Origin of the sequence: Xanthomonas bonasiae, assembly GCF_017163705.1 — a bacterium.
Classification (GTDB): Bacteria; Pseudomonadota; Gammaproteobacteria; order Xanthomonadales; family Xanthomonadaceae; genus Xanthomonas_A; species Xanthomonas_A bonasiae.
On sequence record NZ_JAFIWB010000032.1, the window covers coordinates 1 to 13,327 of the forward strand.

13 protein-coding genes and 1 riboswitch are annotated in these 13,327 nt (G+C 70.7%); of the genes, 2 read left to right on the top strand and 11 right to left on the bottom strand.

Features of this window, described 5'->3' with window-relative positions:
* Nucleotides 1-83: 83 nt before the first annotated feature.
* From thiL to JR064_RS20350, 11 genes are all read right to left on the bottom strand, one after another.
* Complete coding sequence (thiL, locus tag JR064_RS20300; protein WP_206230931.1) at nucleotides 84-1,061, bottom strand: thiamine-phosphate kinase; 978 nt, start codon at nucleotides 1,059-1,061, stop codon at nucleotides 84-86.
* A gap of 120 nt (nucleotides 1,062-1,181) precedes the next feature.
* Nucleotides 1,182-1,658 (bottom strand): transcription antitermination factor NusB, encoded by a 477-nt coding sequence (gene nusB / locus JR064_RS20305; RefSeq protein WP_179568429.1) that lies wholly within the window; start codon nucleotides 1,656-1,658, stop codon nucleotides 1,182-1,184.
* Nucleotides 1,655-2,122 (bottom strand): 6,7-dimethyl-8-ribityllumazine synthase, encoded by a 468-nt coding sequence (gene ribH / locus JR064_RS20310; protein WP_206230932.1) that lies wholly within the window; start codon nucleotides 2,120-2,122, stop codon nucleotides 1,655-1,657. Before ribH ends, nusB begins: the two co-directional genes overlap by 4 nt.
* Before the next feature lie 103 nt (nucleotides 2,123-2,225).
* Nucleotides 2,226-3,362, bottom strand: a complete 1,137-nt coding sequence (gene ribB / locus JR064_RS20315; protein WP_179569399.1) for a 3,4-dihydroxy-2-butanone-4-phosphate synthase — start codon at nucleotides 3,360-3,362, stop codon at nucleotides 2,226-2,228.
* Nucleotides 3,363-3,467: 105 nt separating this feature from the next.
* Nucleotides 3,468-4,067, bottom strand: coding sequence for a riboflavin synthase (locus JR064_RS20320; RefSeq protein WP_206230933.1), 600 nt, complete (start codon nucleotides 4,065-4,067; stop codon nucleotides 3,468-3,470).
* Nucleotides 4,068-4,145: 78 nt separating this feature from the next.
* A riboswitch (FMN riboswitch) is annotated at nucleotides 4,146-4,318 on the bottom strand.
* A 154-nt stretch (nucleotides 4,319-4,472) separates the two neighbouring features.
* Nucleotides 4,473-5,591: a bifunctional diaminohydroxyphosphoribosylaminopyrimidine deaminase/5-amino-6-(5-phosphoribosylamino)uracil reductase RibD gene (gene ribD / locus JR064_RS20325; RefSeq protein ID WP_206230958.1), complete on the bottom strand. Its 1,119-nt coding sequence runs from the start codon at nucleotides 5,589-5,591 to the stop codon at nucleotides 4,473-4,475.
* 26 nt (nucleotides 5,592-5,617) lie between these two features.
* Nucleotides 5,618-6,109 (bottom strand): GNAT family N-acetyltransferase, encoded by a 492-nt coding sequence (locus JR064_RS20330; protein WP_206230934.1) that lies wholly within the window; start codon nucleotides 6,107-6,109, stop codon nucleotides 5,618-5,620.
* 7 nt (nucleotides 6,110-6,116) lie between these two features.
* Nucleotides 6,117-6,647 carry a transcriptional regulator NrdR gene (nrdR, locus tag JR064_RS20335; protein WP_009576486.1) on the bottom strand — a complete coding sequence of 177 codons (531 nt, stop codon included), beginning with the start codon at nucleotides 6,645-6,647 and terminating at the stop codon, nucleotides 6,117-6,119.
* 106 nt (nucleotides 6,648-6,753) lie between these two features.
* Nucleotides 6,754-8,007, bottom strand: coding sequence for a serine hydroxymethyltransferase (glyA, locus tag JR064_RS20340; protein WP_191825479.1), 1,254 nt, complete (start codon nucleotides 8,005-8,007; stop codon nucleotides 6,754-6,756).
* A gap of 123 nt (nucleotides 8,008-8,130) precedes the next feature.
* Entirely contained in the window at nucleotides 8,131-8,586 is a 456-nt protein-coding gene (locus JR064_RS20345) for an RcnB family protein (RefSeq protein ID WP_179568441.1), read from the bottom strand.
* Between the two features lie 253 nt (nucleotides 8,587-8,839).
* Nucleotides 8,840-9,754, bottom strand: coding sequence for a helix-turn-helix transcriptional regulator (locus JR064_RS20350; RefSeq protein ID WP_206230935.1), 915 nt, complete (start codon nucleotides 9,752-9,754; stop codon nucleotides 8,840-8,842).
* 134 nt (nucleotides 9,755-9,888) lie between these two features.
* On the opposite strand from JR064_RS20350, the gene JR064_RS20355 reads away from it, so the two are divergent.
* Both JR064_RS20355 and ettA read left to right on the top strand, forming a co-directional pair.
* A complete protein-coding gene (locus JR064_RS20355) occupies nucleotides 9,889-11,382 on the top strand; it encodes an MFS transporter (protein WP_206230936.1) in 1,494 nt (497 codons plus the stop codon).
* A 145-nt stretch (nucleotides 11,383-11,527) separates the two neighbouring features.
* The gene (gene ettA, locus JR064_RS20360; protein WP_179568447.1) at nucleotides 11,528-13,189 is read left to right on the top strand and encodes an energy-dependent translational throttle protein EttA; all 1,662 of its coding nucleotides are present in this window, start codon (nucleotides 11,528-11,530) and stop codon (nucleotides 13,187-13,189) included.
* Nucleotides 13,190-13,327: the final 138 nt, after the last annotated feature.

Here is a 13,327-nt window from a genome sequence, read left to right on the forward strand (position 1 = left end):
ACGGCGCGGTGTGCTTTAGCCCCTCTCCCACCGGGAGAGGGGTTGGGGTGAGGGTCCGGCGCGAAGCGACTCGCGGATTTCCGCTAACCGGCGAAAAAATGCTCGTAGCCGCGCCGCGGCGGCTGCCACGGCTGACCGTGCGCGTCGCGCACGACGATGCCGCCGCCGGCGACGATGCGCCCGATCGGCGTCGCCTGCTCGCCGATCGCCTGCAATGCCTGCACGATCGCCGCGCGTTGCGCCGGCGCGGCGGTGAAGCACAGCTCGTAGTCGTCGCCGCCGCCCAGTTGCCAGGCGTGCACCTGCGCGGCGCTCGCCTCCGCCGGCGCGGCGACCACCGGCAACGCGGCCAGCCACAGTTCGGCGCCGACGCCGCTGCGCGCGCAGATGTGGTCCAGGTCGGCCAGCAGGCCGTCGGAAATGTCCACGCAGGCGTGCGCCAGGCCGCGCAGGCGCCGCCCGGCCTGCACTCGCGGCGACGGCCGCAACAGGCGCTGGCGCAGATGCTCGTGGACGGGATCGGCGGCGGCACGGGCCACATCCAGGCGCCCGGCCTGCCACAGCGCCAACGCCGCGGCAGCCTCGCCCGGACGGCCGCTGACCCAGATCTCGTCGCCCGGCTGGGCGCCGTCGCGGCGCAGCGCCGCGCCGGGCGCCACGCTGCCGATCGCGGTGACCGACAGCGACAGCGGCCCGCGCGTGGTGTCGCCGCCGGCCAGCACGATGCCGTGCGCATCGGCCAGCGCGAAGAAGCCGTCGGCGAAGGCGTCGATCCAGCGCGCATCCTCGTGCGGCAACGACAGCGACAGCGTGCACCAGCGCGGTTGCGCGCCCATCGCGGCGAGGTCGGACAGGTTCACCGCCAGCGTCTTCCAGCCGATGTCGGCAGGCGCGGTCTCAAGCGGAAAGTGCACACCGGCGTTGAGCGTGTCGGTGGTGATCGCGAGCTGCTCGCCCGGCGGCGGCTGCAGCAGCGCCGCATCGTCGCCGATGCCCAACGGCACGTCCGCATGCGTCCCGATCCGGGCACGCAGGCGATCGATCAGATCGAATTCAGGCATTTTGGGAGCCGGGATTGGGGATTCGGCATTGGGGATTGGCAACAGCCAGGCCACAGCCGTGGCTCGGGAGGGAATGCAGCTCCTGCGAATCCCCAATCCCAAATGCCCAATCCCGCGCCGTTAGGCGCCCGCGCCACCCGACTCCACCGTGCGCCATTCCAGCGCGGCGCGGTCGAGCACGCCGTTGACGTAGGTGTGGCCGTGTTCGGAGCCGAAACGCTTGGCGGTCTCGATGGCTTCGTTGATCACCACGCGGTACGGCACGTCGTGGCGGTGCAGCAGTTCGTAAGCGGCCAGGCGCAGCACCGCGCGCTCGATCGCGTCCACTTCCTCGACGGTGCGGTCCAGGTAGCCGACCAGCGCCGCATCCAGTTCGGCGCGGTGCTTGAGCACGCCTTCGACCAGGTTCTCGAAGTAGACCAGGTCGGCGATCTCGTGCGCCTGCTCGTGCGCGAACTGCGCGATCACGTGCTGCGCGGTGCCGCCCGCGATCTGCCAGGCGTAGATCGCCTGCAGCGCACGCCGGCGCGCGCGCGAACGCAGCACCGGATCGACGCCGTCGCGACGGACATGCTTGTGGCCAGCGGGCTTGTTCATGGCAGCAGCTCCAGGAGATTGACCATTTCCAGCGCGGTCAGCGCCGCTTCCTCGCCCTTGTTGCCATGGCTGCCGCCGGCGCGCGCCTCGGCGTCCTCGACCTGCTCCACCGCCAGCACGCCGTTGAGCACCGGGATGCGGAAGTCCAGCGACACCCGCAGCAGGCCTTCGGCGCAGCCATCGGCCACGTGTTCGTAGTGGCGGGTGTCGCCGCGGATCACGCAGCCCAGCGCGATGATCGCCGCGTGCTTGCCGGCGGCGGCCAGGCGCGCGGCGGCCAGCGGCAGTTCCCACGCGCCGGGCACGCGAATCACGTCCACCGCGTCGTCGGCGATGCCGTTGCCGGACAGGCTCGCGCGCGCGCCGGCGACCAGCACGTCGGTGATGCGCGCGTTCCAGCGGCTGGCGATGATCGCGAAACGGGCCGCTTCGGGAGCGCGGAGGTCGCCTTCGTAGTGGGTCATGGCGGTGGCAGGTTCAGTGGGTGGGAGAGTTTAGCAGGCGGCGTGTTCCGGGCTCGGGCCCCGGAAGCGCTTGCAGCGCCGATAGCGAAGCAGCGTCAGGGAATCAGCCTTTCCCGACTCCCGACTCCCGACTCCCCAATCCCGGCTCCAACTCCACATGCTCCACCACCTCCAGCCCGAACCCGGCCAGGCCGACCTGGCGGCGCGGCGTGCCCAGCACGCGCAGCTTGCCCAGGCCCAGGTCGGCCAGGATCTGGCTGCCGGCGCCGTTGCGCCGCCACTGCCCCACGTCCTTGCTGTTGGCGGCCACGTCGGGCTGCTTGCGCAGCCGCGCCAGCAGCGCCTGGCTGTCGCGCGGCGCCGACAGCACCACCATGACCCCGCTGTCGGCCGCGGCGATCGCGCGCAGCGCGTCGCTGGCGGCCACGCCGAAATCGTCGCGCCGCCAGTGCAGCAGGTCGGCCAGCGGGTTCTCCACCTGCACCCGCACCAGGGTCGGCGTTTCGGCGTCGGGAGTGCCGCGGACCAGCGCGAAATGCAGGTCGTGGGCGATGCGGTCGCGGTAGGTGACCAGGGAGAAGCTGCCGAACTCGGTCTCGATGGGGCGCTCGTCGATGCGCTCGACGGTGTGCTCGGTGGCCAGGCGGTAGGCGATCAGGTCGGCGATCGAGCCCATCTTCAGCCCGTGCAGGCGCGCGAATTCCTCCAACTGCGGGCGCCGCGCCATGCTGCCGTCGGGATTGAGCACTTCCACCAGCACCCCGGCCGGTTCCAGCCCCGCCAGCAGCGGCAGGTCGCCGGCCGCCTCGGTGTGGCCGGCGCGGGTCAGCACGCCGCCGGGCTGGGCGATCAACGGGAAGATGTGGCCCGGCTGGCTCAGGTCGTGCGGCTTGGCGTCGGGTTTGACCGCGGTGCGCACGGTATGCGCGCGGTCGTAGGCCGAGATGCCGGTGGTGACGCCCTCGGCGGCCTCGATGCTGACGGTGAAGTTGGTGTGGAACTGCGCGGTGTTGTGCTGGACCATCGGCGCCAGCCCGAGCTGCGCGCAGCGCTCGCGGGTCAGCGACAGGCACACCAGGCCGCGCGCATGGGTGACCATGAAATTGATGTCCGAGGGCTTGACCAGCTCGGCGGCCATGATCAGGTCGCCCTCGTTCTCGCGGTCCTCGTCGTCGACGATGACCACCATGCGGCCGGCGCGGATTTCCTCCAGCAGCTCGGGGACGGGGGCGAAGTTCAGGCTAGGGGCGGTGGATGGCGACATGAGGGACTCGCAGAAGACGGAAGGCGCCAAGCGCCGCCGCGGGCAGCGGCGACGGCACGGCAGACGACGGGAAGGCGCAGGTCAGTCCTGGCGGCCGTGCAGCAGGCGTTCGACGTAGCGCGCGACCAGGTCGATTTCCAGGTTCACCGCCGATCCCACCGCGGTGTGCGCGAACGCGGTGTGCGCCACCGTGTGCGGGATCAGCGCCACCTCGAAGCCGGCATAGTCCACGTCGTTGACGGTCAGGCTGACCCCGTCCACGCAGATCGAGCCTTTCTTGGCGATGTAGCGCAGCAGCGCCGGCGGCGCGGCGAAGCGCCAGCGTTGCGCACGCGCGTCCTCGTGGATCGACCGCACGCTGCCGAGGCCATCGACATGGCCGCTGACCAGATGCCCGCCGAGCCGGTCGGTCGGACGCATCGCCCGCTCCAGGTTCAGCGCCGCGCCTTCGGCGAGCGCGCCGAGCGTGGTCAGGGACAGGGTTTCGGTGGACGCATCGGCCTGGAACGACGCCGCGTCGAAGGCGACGACGGTCAGGCACACGCCGTTGACCGCGATGCTCTCGCCGAGCTGCACGTCGGCGAACGGCAGGCTGCCGGTGGCAAAGGTGAAGCGGATATCGCCGCCCTGCGGCTGGCGCGCGGCCAGGCGGCCGACGCCTTCGATGATTCCGGTGAACATAAACGTTTCTCGCAAGCATGGTGAGCGAAAAACGCCACAAGGCAAACAGGCACGCGCACAGCCGCAAGGCTGCGCGAAGGCCGTCTTCTTTCATCCGGACTATACCGTCGGCTCCGGCATCGGACCGGATCTGCTGACCTTGCGTCCCCGAACCGCACCTGCGTGCCGGTCCGACGACCCAAGCGCTCGCGGGCTCGTGCGCGAACGCACCTACCGCCGGTGGGGAATCGCACCCCGCCCTGAAGACGTTTGTGGTTGCCGGCGAACCGGCTCGCGCATTCTAGCAGGGCGCGGCATGACAGCCGCTGCGGCGGGACGGGCCACCGATGGGACGTAGCGTCACGGCGGAGGCGGCAACCTTGCGCCATGGCGGCAGCGCGCCGGCGCAGCAGATGCCGGTTGCCGTTACCCGGCGCCCGTCGCCACCGGCCGCAGCAGCAGGCGCAGGTCGTCGCCGACCTGGCGCGTCTCCAGCAACTGCAGCGGCACGCGCTGCGCCATCGTGTCGATGCCCAGCCCGGCCAGCAGCGGGCGCGCGGCGTCGCCGAGCAGCAGCGGCGCCAGGTACAGCAGCAGCTCGTCGACCAGGCCGGCGCGCAGCAGCGCGCCGCTCAGGGTCGCGCCGGCCTCGACCTGCACCTCGTTGATGCCGCGCGCGGCGAGCAACTGCAGCACCGCGCCCAGATCGAAGCGGCCGGCCTGCAGCGCGACCGCGGCGAACTCGACCCCGGGCAGCGATGGCGGCGCCACGCCCGGCGCATGCAGGTACAGGGTCGGCGCCGCGGAGTCGCGTACCTTGGCCTGCTGCAGCGTGCGCAGCTGCGCATCCAGCACCACGCGCAGCGGCGGCACGACCTCGGCGCCGTCGTCCAGGCGCACGCTCAGCGACGGGTCGTCGGCCAGCACGGTGCCGGCGCCGGTGAGGATCGCCCCGGCGCGCGCGCGCCAATGCTGCACGTCCTGCCGCGCAGCCGCGCCGGTGATCCATTTCGATTCGCCGCTGGCCAGCGCGGTGCGCCCGTCCAGGCTGGCGCCGAGCTTGACCCGCAGCCACGGCCGGGCGCGTTCCACCCGCGACAGGAAGCCGCGATTCAGCGCGCGCGCCTGCGCTTCCATCAGCCCGAAGCGAACCTCGACGCCGGCCTCGCGCAGCAGCGCGAAACCGCCGCCGTTGACCTGCGGAAACGGATCGGCCATCGCCGCCACCACCCGCGTCACCCCGGCTTCGATCAGCGCCAGCGCGCACGGCGGGGTGCGCCCGTAGTGCGCGCACGGTTCCAGGGTCACGTAGGCGGTGGCGCCGCGCGCGCCCGCGCCGGCGGCGCGCAGCGCGAACACCTCCGCATGCGGGCCGCCGGCGCGCTGGTGGAAGCCCTCGCCCACCACGGCGCCGTCGCGCACGATCACGCAGCCGACCATCGGGTTGGGACGCGTGGTGTAGGCGCCGCGCTCGGCCAGGCGCAGCGCCTGCGCCATGTGCCGATGATCGTCGGCGGAAAAATCGCTCATGACGTCCGCGCTCATGACGTCCGCGCTCATGACGTCCGCGCTCATGCGGTCTGCGCCGGTGCCGCCAACGCGCCGGCGTCGATGCGCATCACCGTCACCTGCAGCGGGCCCAGCGGCAGCTGCACATGCGGCTGCCAGCCCAGGCCTTCGTAGTACGGCACCAGCCGCGGTTCGCAATACAGGTACAGATACCCCACCTGCAGCCGCGCTGCGGCCTGCACGCAATGCGCGACCAGCCGCGCGCCGACGCCGCCGCTGCGCGCCTGCGGGCGCACATACAGCGTCGCCAGCCACGGCGAGAACTGGCGGATGCGCGCATCGTCGTTCTGCAGCAGGCTGACCGAACCGAGCCAGTCGTCGCCCTCGAGCGCGATCCAGCTGGTCGGGATGCGGCTGTCGCAGCGATGGCTGCGCAGGTCGGCCTCGGCCTCGACCACGTTCCACTCCGGCAGCATCTCGCCGAAGGCCTGCAGATGTTCGCGGGCCAATGCGGAAATATGCTGCGGCGCCTCGGCCAGGCAGACGATGCGCATGCCGCCCTCAGCGCTTGCCGGACTTGTCGCCCGGCTTGTCGGCGCGGACCAGCTCCAGCAGCGGCAACTGCTCGCTGCCCACCGGCAGCTCGCGCTCGAGCTTCTCGATCTCCTCGCGGAAATCGGCCACGTCCTGGAAGCTGCGGTAGACCGAGGCGAAGCGCACGTAGCCGACGTGGTCGAGCTTGCGCAGCTCGGCCATCACGTACTCGCCGACGCGGATCGACGGCAATTCGCGCTCGCCGGACATGCGCAGCTGGTGCACCACCGCGCGCACCGCCGCCTCGATCTGTTCCTCGGCCACCGGCCGTTTCTGCAGCGCGCGATCGAAGCTGGTGCGCAGCTTGCGCGCATCGAAGGCCTCGCGGCCACCGTCGCTCTTGATCACCGTCGGCAGCTTCAGCTCGATCGTCTCCAGCGTGCTGAACCGTTCGCCGCACGCCTCGCACTCGCGGCGGCGACGGATCGTCGCGCCGTCCTCGGACACCCGCGAATCGATCACGCGGGTGTCGGTGTGCTGGCAGAAGGGGCAGTGCATTCAGAGTGCCGGGATTGGGGATTGGAGATTGGGGATTCGGGAACGCGCGGGTCCACGGGAACGGCCGTTGGCCAATCCCGAATCCCCAATCCCGAATCCCCGCCGCTCAGCCATACACCGGATACTTCCTGCACTGCGCGGTCACCGCGTCGCGCACGCGGGCGATGACCGCGGCGTCGGCCGGGGCGTCGAGCACGTCGGCGATCCAGTTGGCCAGGTCGATGCTGTCCTGCTCCAGGTAGCCGCGGGTGGTGATGGCCGGGGTGCCCAGGCGCAGGCCCGAGGTCACGAACGGCGAGCGCGGATCGTTGGGCACCGAGTTCTTGTTGACGGTGATGTGGGCCTTGCCCAGCGCCGCTTCCGCGTCCTTGCCGGACACGTCCTTGCCGATCATGTCGACCAGCATCAGATGGTTCTCGGTGCCACCGGAGACGATCTTGTAGCCGCGCGCGATCAGGGTGTTGGCCATCGCCTGCGCGTTCTTCACCACCTGCTGCTGGTAGTCCTTGAACTCCGGCTCCAGCGCTTCCTTGAACGCCACCGCCTTGGCCGCGATCACGTGCATCAGCGGACCGCCCTGGATGCCCGGGAACACGATCGACTGCAGCTTCTTGACCAGGTCCTCGCTCGCGCCCTTGGCCAGGATGATGCCGCCGCGCGGGCCGCGCAGGGTCTTGTGGGTGGTCGAGGTGACCACGTGCGCATGCTCCAGCGGGCTCGGATACACGCCGGCGGCGACCAGGCCGGCCACGTGCGCCATGTCCACGAACAGCACCGCGCCGACCTTGTCGGCGATGGCACGGAAGCGCGCCCAGTCGATCTTCTGCGAATACGCGGAGAAGCCGGCCACGACCATCTTCGGCTTGTGCTCCAGCGCCAGCCGCTCGACTTCGTCGTAGTCGATCAGGCCCTGCTCGTTCACGCCGTACTGCACCGCGTTGAACAGCTTGCCGGAGACGTTGACCTTGGCGCCGTGGGTCAGGTGGCCGCCGTGGGCCAGCGACATGCCCAGGATGGTGTCGCCGGGCTGCAGCAGCGCCAGGTACACCGCCTGGTTGGCCTGCGACCCCGAATGCGGCTGCACGTTCGCGTAGTCGGCGCCGAACAGCTGCTTGACCCGGTCGATCGCCAGTTGCTCGGCGATGTCGACGAATTCGCAGCCGCCGTAGTAGCGCTTGCCCGGGTAACCCTCGGCGTACTTGTTGGTCAGCTGGCTGCCCTGGGCTTCCATCACCAGCGGGCTGCAGTAGTTCTCGCTGGCGATCAGCTCGACATGGTCTTCCTGGCGGCCGGCTTCGGCGGCGATGGCCTGGGCCAGTTCGGGATCGTAGGTTTCGATGCGGGCGGCACGCGGGAACATCGGGTCTCCAGGGGCATGGACAAAAGGCAGACCGCTAGTTTAAGCCCCGCGCAGGGCCGGCGGCGAACCAAAACGACGACGGCCTCCCGAAGGAGGCCGTCGTGGCGTGCCGTGCGGCCAGGATCAGCGGCCGTTGAGCACCAGGTCGGCGATGATGCCGCTGGCGATGGCGACCATCAGCAGGTTGCCGCGGTCGTCGCGCACCCAGCGGTAGCCGTACGGCGGGCGCCGCACCTGGTAGCGGTCGTAGTCGTAGACCACGTAGTTGGGACCGTAGTAGCGCTGGCCGCGCGCCCACGGCGGCGGACCCGGACGGTAGTAGACGACGTCAGGACGGCTGCGATACCCGTCGCGATAGCCCTGGCTGTAGTAGCGGCGGTCGTCGTGGCGTTCGCGTTCGCGCCAGTAGCGGTCGCGATCGCGGTCGCGCCGGTCGTAGTCGCGCCGGTCGTGATCGCGGTCGTGCCAGCCGCGCGGATCGCGGTCGTCCCAGCCGTCGCGGGCGAATGCGGCGGGCGCCATGAAACCCAGCGCCAGCAGGGACGAAAGGGCAAGGGTGGCAATGCGTTTGATGTTCATGGCTGCTCCGTCACTTTTGGTGTCACGACTGCATTAATGCGCTTGTCGTCTGAACCGCTTCCTGCTGGAACCGGTTACGTATTCAGCTTTCCCGAAACGGGTAAGCGCGCATTACGTTTCGGCCCTCTTTTTCCTGTCCACAGCGGCGTTTCGACGTGATCGGCGCCACCGGCGCGGGCCTGTCCGCCGCAACCCGGCACGCAGCGCCGCCTGCGCCGTCCCAGGCCCCTGGTCCCGGACTGCGCACCTGCGCTCAGTGGCGATGGGCCGGCGCGGCGACCTCGGCCGACTGCGCATGCAGTTGCAGCAGCGCGACCCGCGCCGCCTCGTCGGCAGGCAGGTACACCACCAGCCGATTGCCGTTGCGCGGCGCCGACCACCAGTTGACCTGCTGCAGGTGCAGTTCGCCCGCCTGCGGGTGGTGGAAGCGCTTGAGCTGGTTTTCCACTCCGCGCACCTCGCGCCGCTGCTGCCACAAGGCGTCGAACTCGGGCGAGGCGGCGCGGTAGCGCGCCAGCAGGCGCTCCCAGGCCGGCTCGCCCAGGTGCTCGCCCATGGCGGCGCGCAACAGCGCCACCATGTGCTGCAGGACGTTGTCCCGATCGGCCAGGCGGGCGCGCCAGTGCGGGTTGGTGAACGCCTGGTAGACGCAGTTGCGGTCGGCGTCCGGCAGATCCGCCAGGGTCACCCCCATCAGCCGCTCGAAGGCCGGATTGGCGCCGAGGATGTCGAAACGCGGACTCTGCAGCATCGCCGGCCAGGGGCCGAGCTGGTCGAGCAGCATGCGCCCGGTGTCGGTCAACTGCTCGCACAGGGGCTGCAGCCGGGGCGCCGCATCGCCCAATCCGGCCAGCGCCAGCACGTGGCCGGTTTCCACCTCCGAGCACTGCAAGGCGCCGGCGATGGCGGTCAGCACGCGTGCGGAGGCACGCACTGGCCGTCCCTGTTCGAGCCAGGTGTACCAGGTGACGCCGACGTCGGCGAGCGCGGCCACCTCCTCGCGGCGCAGGCCCGGCGTGCGGCGCCTGCCGGCACGCGGCAGGCCCAGCCGCGCCGGATCCAGGCTCTCGCGGCGCGCCCGCAGGAAGGCGCCGAGCGCGCGCGCGCGTTCGGCCGCCAGCGCAGTACCGTGCGCGGCAACGGCGCCACCGCCCGCCGCGTCGGTCATGGGATTCACCCGATCACTCAACATCTTGCTGTTCTCCCTGCTCCACCGCAGCGATCCCAGCCCCAGGCAGGAAGCGCCAATACCAGGATAAATAACTACTTGTACCAGTTTAAGCGGTCCGGATACTGCGCGCCATGACCACCTCCTCCGCCCCCTCCGCCACGCCCCATTCCCTCGATCGCCTCGACCGGCAGCCGCCCGCATGCGCCTGCCCCAGCGCCTCGCCGCCGACGCTGGGCACCTGGGGCCTGGCGATCCTGCTGCTCGGGCAGATGCTGCCGCTGATCGACTTTTCCATCATCAACGTCGCCCTGGGTTCCATCGCCCACACGCTGCACGCCTCGGCGACGGCGCTGGAACTGATCGTGGCGGTGTACGGCGTGGCGTTCGCGGTGGGCCTGGCCGCGGGCGGGCGGCTGGGCGACAACCTGGGCCGGCGCCGGGTGTTCGCCGCCGGCGTGCTGCTGTTCGCGGTGGCCTCGCTGCTGTGCGGACTGGCCGGCTCCGTGCCCGCCCTGCTCGCCGGCCGCGTGCTGCAGGGCCTGGGCGCGGCGCTGGCGGTGCCGCAGATCCTCGCCACCATCCACGTCAGCCTGCGCGGCGCGGCGCATGCGCGGGCGCTGGCGCTGTACGGCTCGCTGGGCGGAATCGCCTTCGTCATCGGCCAGGTGCTGGGCGGCACCCTGGTCACGGCCGACATCGCCGGTTCCGGCTGGCGCGCCATCTTCCTGATCAACCTGCCGTTCTGCGTGCTGGCGCTGGCGGGCCTGCGCGCGGTGCCGGAGACGCGCGCGGCGCGGCGGATGCCGCCCGACCTGGCCGGCGCCGGGTTGCTGGGGCTGTTCCTGGCCTGCCTGCTGCTGCCGCTGGCGCTCGGCCCCACCCTGCATTGGTCGGCGCCGTGCCTGGCGGTGCTGGCCGCGAGCGTGCCGTTGCTGGCGGCGCTGGCCCGCACCGAAGCCTGGCAGCAGCGCCGTGGCCGCGTGCCGCTGCTGCCGCCGGCGCTGCTGCGCCTGCCCAGCGTGCGCTTCGCGCTGCTGCTGGGCGGGGTGTTCTTCGCCTGCTGGAGCGGCTTCATGTTCGTGCTCGCGCTGACCTTGCAGTCCGGCGCCGGGCTGTCGCCGCTGCAGTCGGGCAATGCCTTCATCGTGCTCGGCGCGGCGTACTTCTGCTCGGCGCTGGTCAGCGCGCGCGGAGTGGCCCGGTTCGGGCTGCTGCCGACGCTGCTGCTGGGCTGCATGGTGCAGATGCTGGGCCTGCTCGCGCTGGCGTGGACCTTGCACGCGGTGTGGCCGCATCCCGGCTGGCGCGCGCTGGCGCCGGCGACCGCGCTGATCGGCGCCGGACAGGCGTGGATCGTGGCCTGCTTCTACCGCATCGGCCTGTCGCAGGTGCCGACCGAACATGCGGGTGCGGGCAGCGCCATGCTCTCCACCGTCCTGCAGGCGGCGATGGGCCTGGGCCCGGCGGCGCTGGGCGCGGTCTACGCGCACGCGCGCGGCGGCGGCAGCCTGGCGGCGATGCAGGCGGCACTGGGCAGCGAGTGGCTGGCGATGCTGCTGCTGGTGGCGTGCACGCTGGTCTACCGGCAGCGCCAGCGCCGCCAGGTGCAGGCCGCGGCCGCCTGAACCCGACCGCGCCGGTACCGCGTCGGTACGCGGCGCATGCGCGCCAGCCGCCGACGTGCCTGCGCCGGTGCCGCTATAATCGCGGACATCCATTTCGCGCCTTCCGGCCCCGGCCGGCGGGCGTCCTGCGCCTTCCGGAGACCCCATGTCGCAATACATCTACACCATGAACGGCGTCAGCAAGACGGTGCCGCCGAAGCGCCAGATCATCAAGGACATCTCGCTGTCGTTCTTCCCGGGCGCCAAGATCGGCCTGCTCGGCCTCAACGGCGCCGGCAAGTCCACGGTGCTGAAGATCATGGCCGGCGTGGACACCGATTTCAGCGGCGAAGCGCGCCCGCAGCCGGGCATCAAGGTCGGCTACCTGGCGCAGGAGCCGGAGCTGGACCCGGCCAAGACCGTGCGCGAAGCGGTCGAGGAAGGCGTGGGCGAGGTGCTGCAGGCGCAGGCCGCGCTGGACAAGATCTACGAGGCCTATGCCGAGGAAGGCGCCGACTTCGACAAGCTCGCCGCCGAACAGCAGCGGCTGGAGGCGATCCTGGCCGCCGGCGATGCGCACCTGCTGGAACAGCAGCTGGAAGTGGCCGCCGACGCGCTGCGCCTGCCGCCGTGGGACGCGGTGATCGGCCCGCTGTCCGGCGGCGAGAAGCGCCGCGTGGCGCTGTGCCGGCTGCTGCTGCAGAAGCCGGACATGCTGCTGCTCGACGAACCGACCAACCATCTGGACGCCGAGTCGGTGGAATGGCTGGAACAGTTCCTGGCGCGCTACACCGGCACCGTGGTGGCGGTGACCCATGACCGCTACTTCCTCGACAACGCCGCCGAGTGGATCCTGGAACTGGACCGCGGCCGCGGCATCCCGTGGAAGGGCAACTACACCGACTGGCTGATGCAGAAGGAAGAGCGCCTGAAGCAGGAAGACAACCAGGAGAAGTCGCGGCAGAAGGCGATCCAGAAGGAACTGGAATGGTCGCGGCAGAACGCCAAGGGCGGCCGCACCAAGGGCAAGGCGCGTCTGGCGCGCCTGGAAGAACTGCAGTCGGTCGATTACCAGCGCCGCAACGAGACCAACGAGATCTTCATTCCGCCGGGCGAGCGCCTGGGCAACGCGGTGCTCGAGTTCAAGCACGTCACCAAGAAGTTCGGCGACCGCCTGCTGATCGACGACCTCAGCTTCCTGGTGCCGTCCGGCGCCATCGTCGGCATCATCGGCCCCAACGGCGCCGGCAAGTCGACGCTGTTCAAGATGATCATCGGCAAGGAGAAGCCGGACTCGGGCGAGATCGTGCTCGGGCCGACGGTGAAGCTGGCCTACGTGGACCAGAGCCGCGACAAGCTGGAAGGCAACCACAACGTGTTCCAGGAAGTCTCCGGCGGCCTGGACATCCTCAACATCAACGGCGTGGAGATCCAGTCGCGCGCCTACCTGGGCCGCTTCAACTTCAAGGGCCAGGACCAGCAGAAGCTGGTCGGCAGCCTGTCCGGCGGCGAACGCGGCCGCCTGCACATGGCCAAGACCCTGCTGCAGGGCGGCAACGTGCTGCTGCTCGACGAACCGTCCAACGACCTGGACATCGAGACGCTGCGCGCGCTGGAAGACGCGCTGCTGGAGTTCCCCGGCAACACCTTCGTGATCTCGCACGACCGCTGGTTCCTGGATCGCATCGCGACCCACATCCTGGCGTTCGAAGGCGACTCGCACGTGGAGTTCTTCCAGGGCAACTACCGCGAGTACGAGATCGACAAGCGCCGCCGCATGGGCGACGACGCCGGTCCGAAGCGGCTGCGTTTCAAGGCGCTCAAGTAAGCGAGCGCGGAACGCGCAGATGCACCTTGCCACGGCCCGCGCACAGCGGGCCGTGTGCATTCCGGCACTCGGGTTCTCTCGGCCGCCTGGACCTGTAGGAGCGGCTTCAGCCGCGACCGGGCATTACCGGTAACGCCC

What these genes read in the sequence shown, in the direction of transcription:
- thiL (WP_206230931.1), bottom strand. Translation starts at nt 1,061, where the DNA reads ATGCCTGAATTCGATCTGATCGATCGCCTGCGTGCCCGGATCGGGACG.
- nusB (WP_179568429.1), bottom strand. Translation starts at nt 1,658, where the DNA reads ATGAACAAGCCCGCTGGCCACAAGCATGTCCGTCGCGACGGCGTCGAT.
- ribH (WP_206230932.1), bottom strand. Translation starts at nt 2,122, where the DNA reads ATGACCCACTACGAAGGCGACCTCCGCGCTCCCGAAGCGGCCCGTTTC.
- JR064_RS20320 (WP_206230933.1), bottom strand. Translation starts at nt 4,067, where the DNA reads ATGTTCACCGGAATCATCGAAGGCGTCGGCCGCCTGGCCGCGCGCCAG.
- ribD (WP_206230958.1), bottom strand. Translation starts at nt 5,591, where the DNA reads ATGAGCGCGGACGTCATGAGCGATTTTTCCGCCGACGATCATCGGCAC.
- JR064_RS20330 (WP_206230934.1), bottom strand. Translation starts at nt 6,109, where the DNA reads ATGCGCATCGTCTGCCTGGCCGAGGCGCCGCAGCATATTTCCGCATTG.
- nrdR (WP_009576486.1), bottom strand. Translation starts at nt 6,647, where the DNA reads ATGCACTGCCCCTTCTGCCAGCACACCGACACCCGCGTGATCGATTCG.
- glyA (WP_191825479.1), bottom strand. Translation starts at nt 8,007, where the DNA reads ATGTTCCCGCGTGCCGCCCGCATCGAAACCTACGATCCCGAACTGGCC.
- JR064_RS20345 (WP_179568441.1), bottom strand. Translation starts at nt 8,586, where the DNA reads ATGAACATCAAACGCATTGCCACCCTTGCCCTTTCGTCCCTGCTGGCG.
- JR064_RS20350 (WP_206230935.1), bottom strand. Translation starts at nt 9,754, where the DNA reads ATGACCGACGCGGCGGGCGGTGGCGCCGTTGCCGCGCACGGTACTGCG.
- JR064_RS20355 (WP_206230936.1), top strand. Translation starts at nt 9,889, where the DNA reads ATGACCACCTCCTCCGCCCCCTCCGCCACGCCCCATTCCCTCGATCGC.
- ettA (WP_179568447.1), top strand. Translation starts at nt 11,528, where the DNA reads ATGTCGCAATACATCTACACCATGAACGGCGTCAGCAAGACGGTGCCG.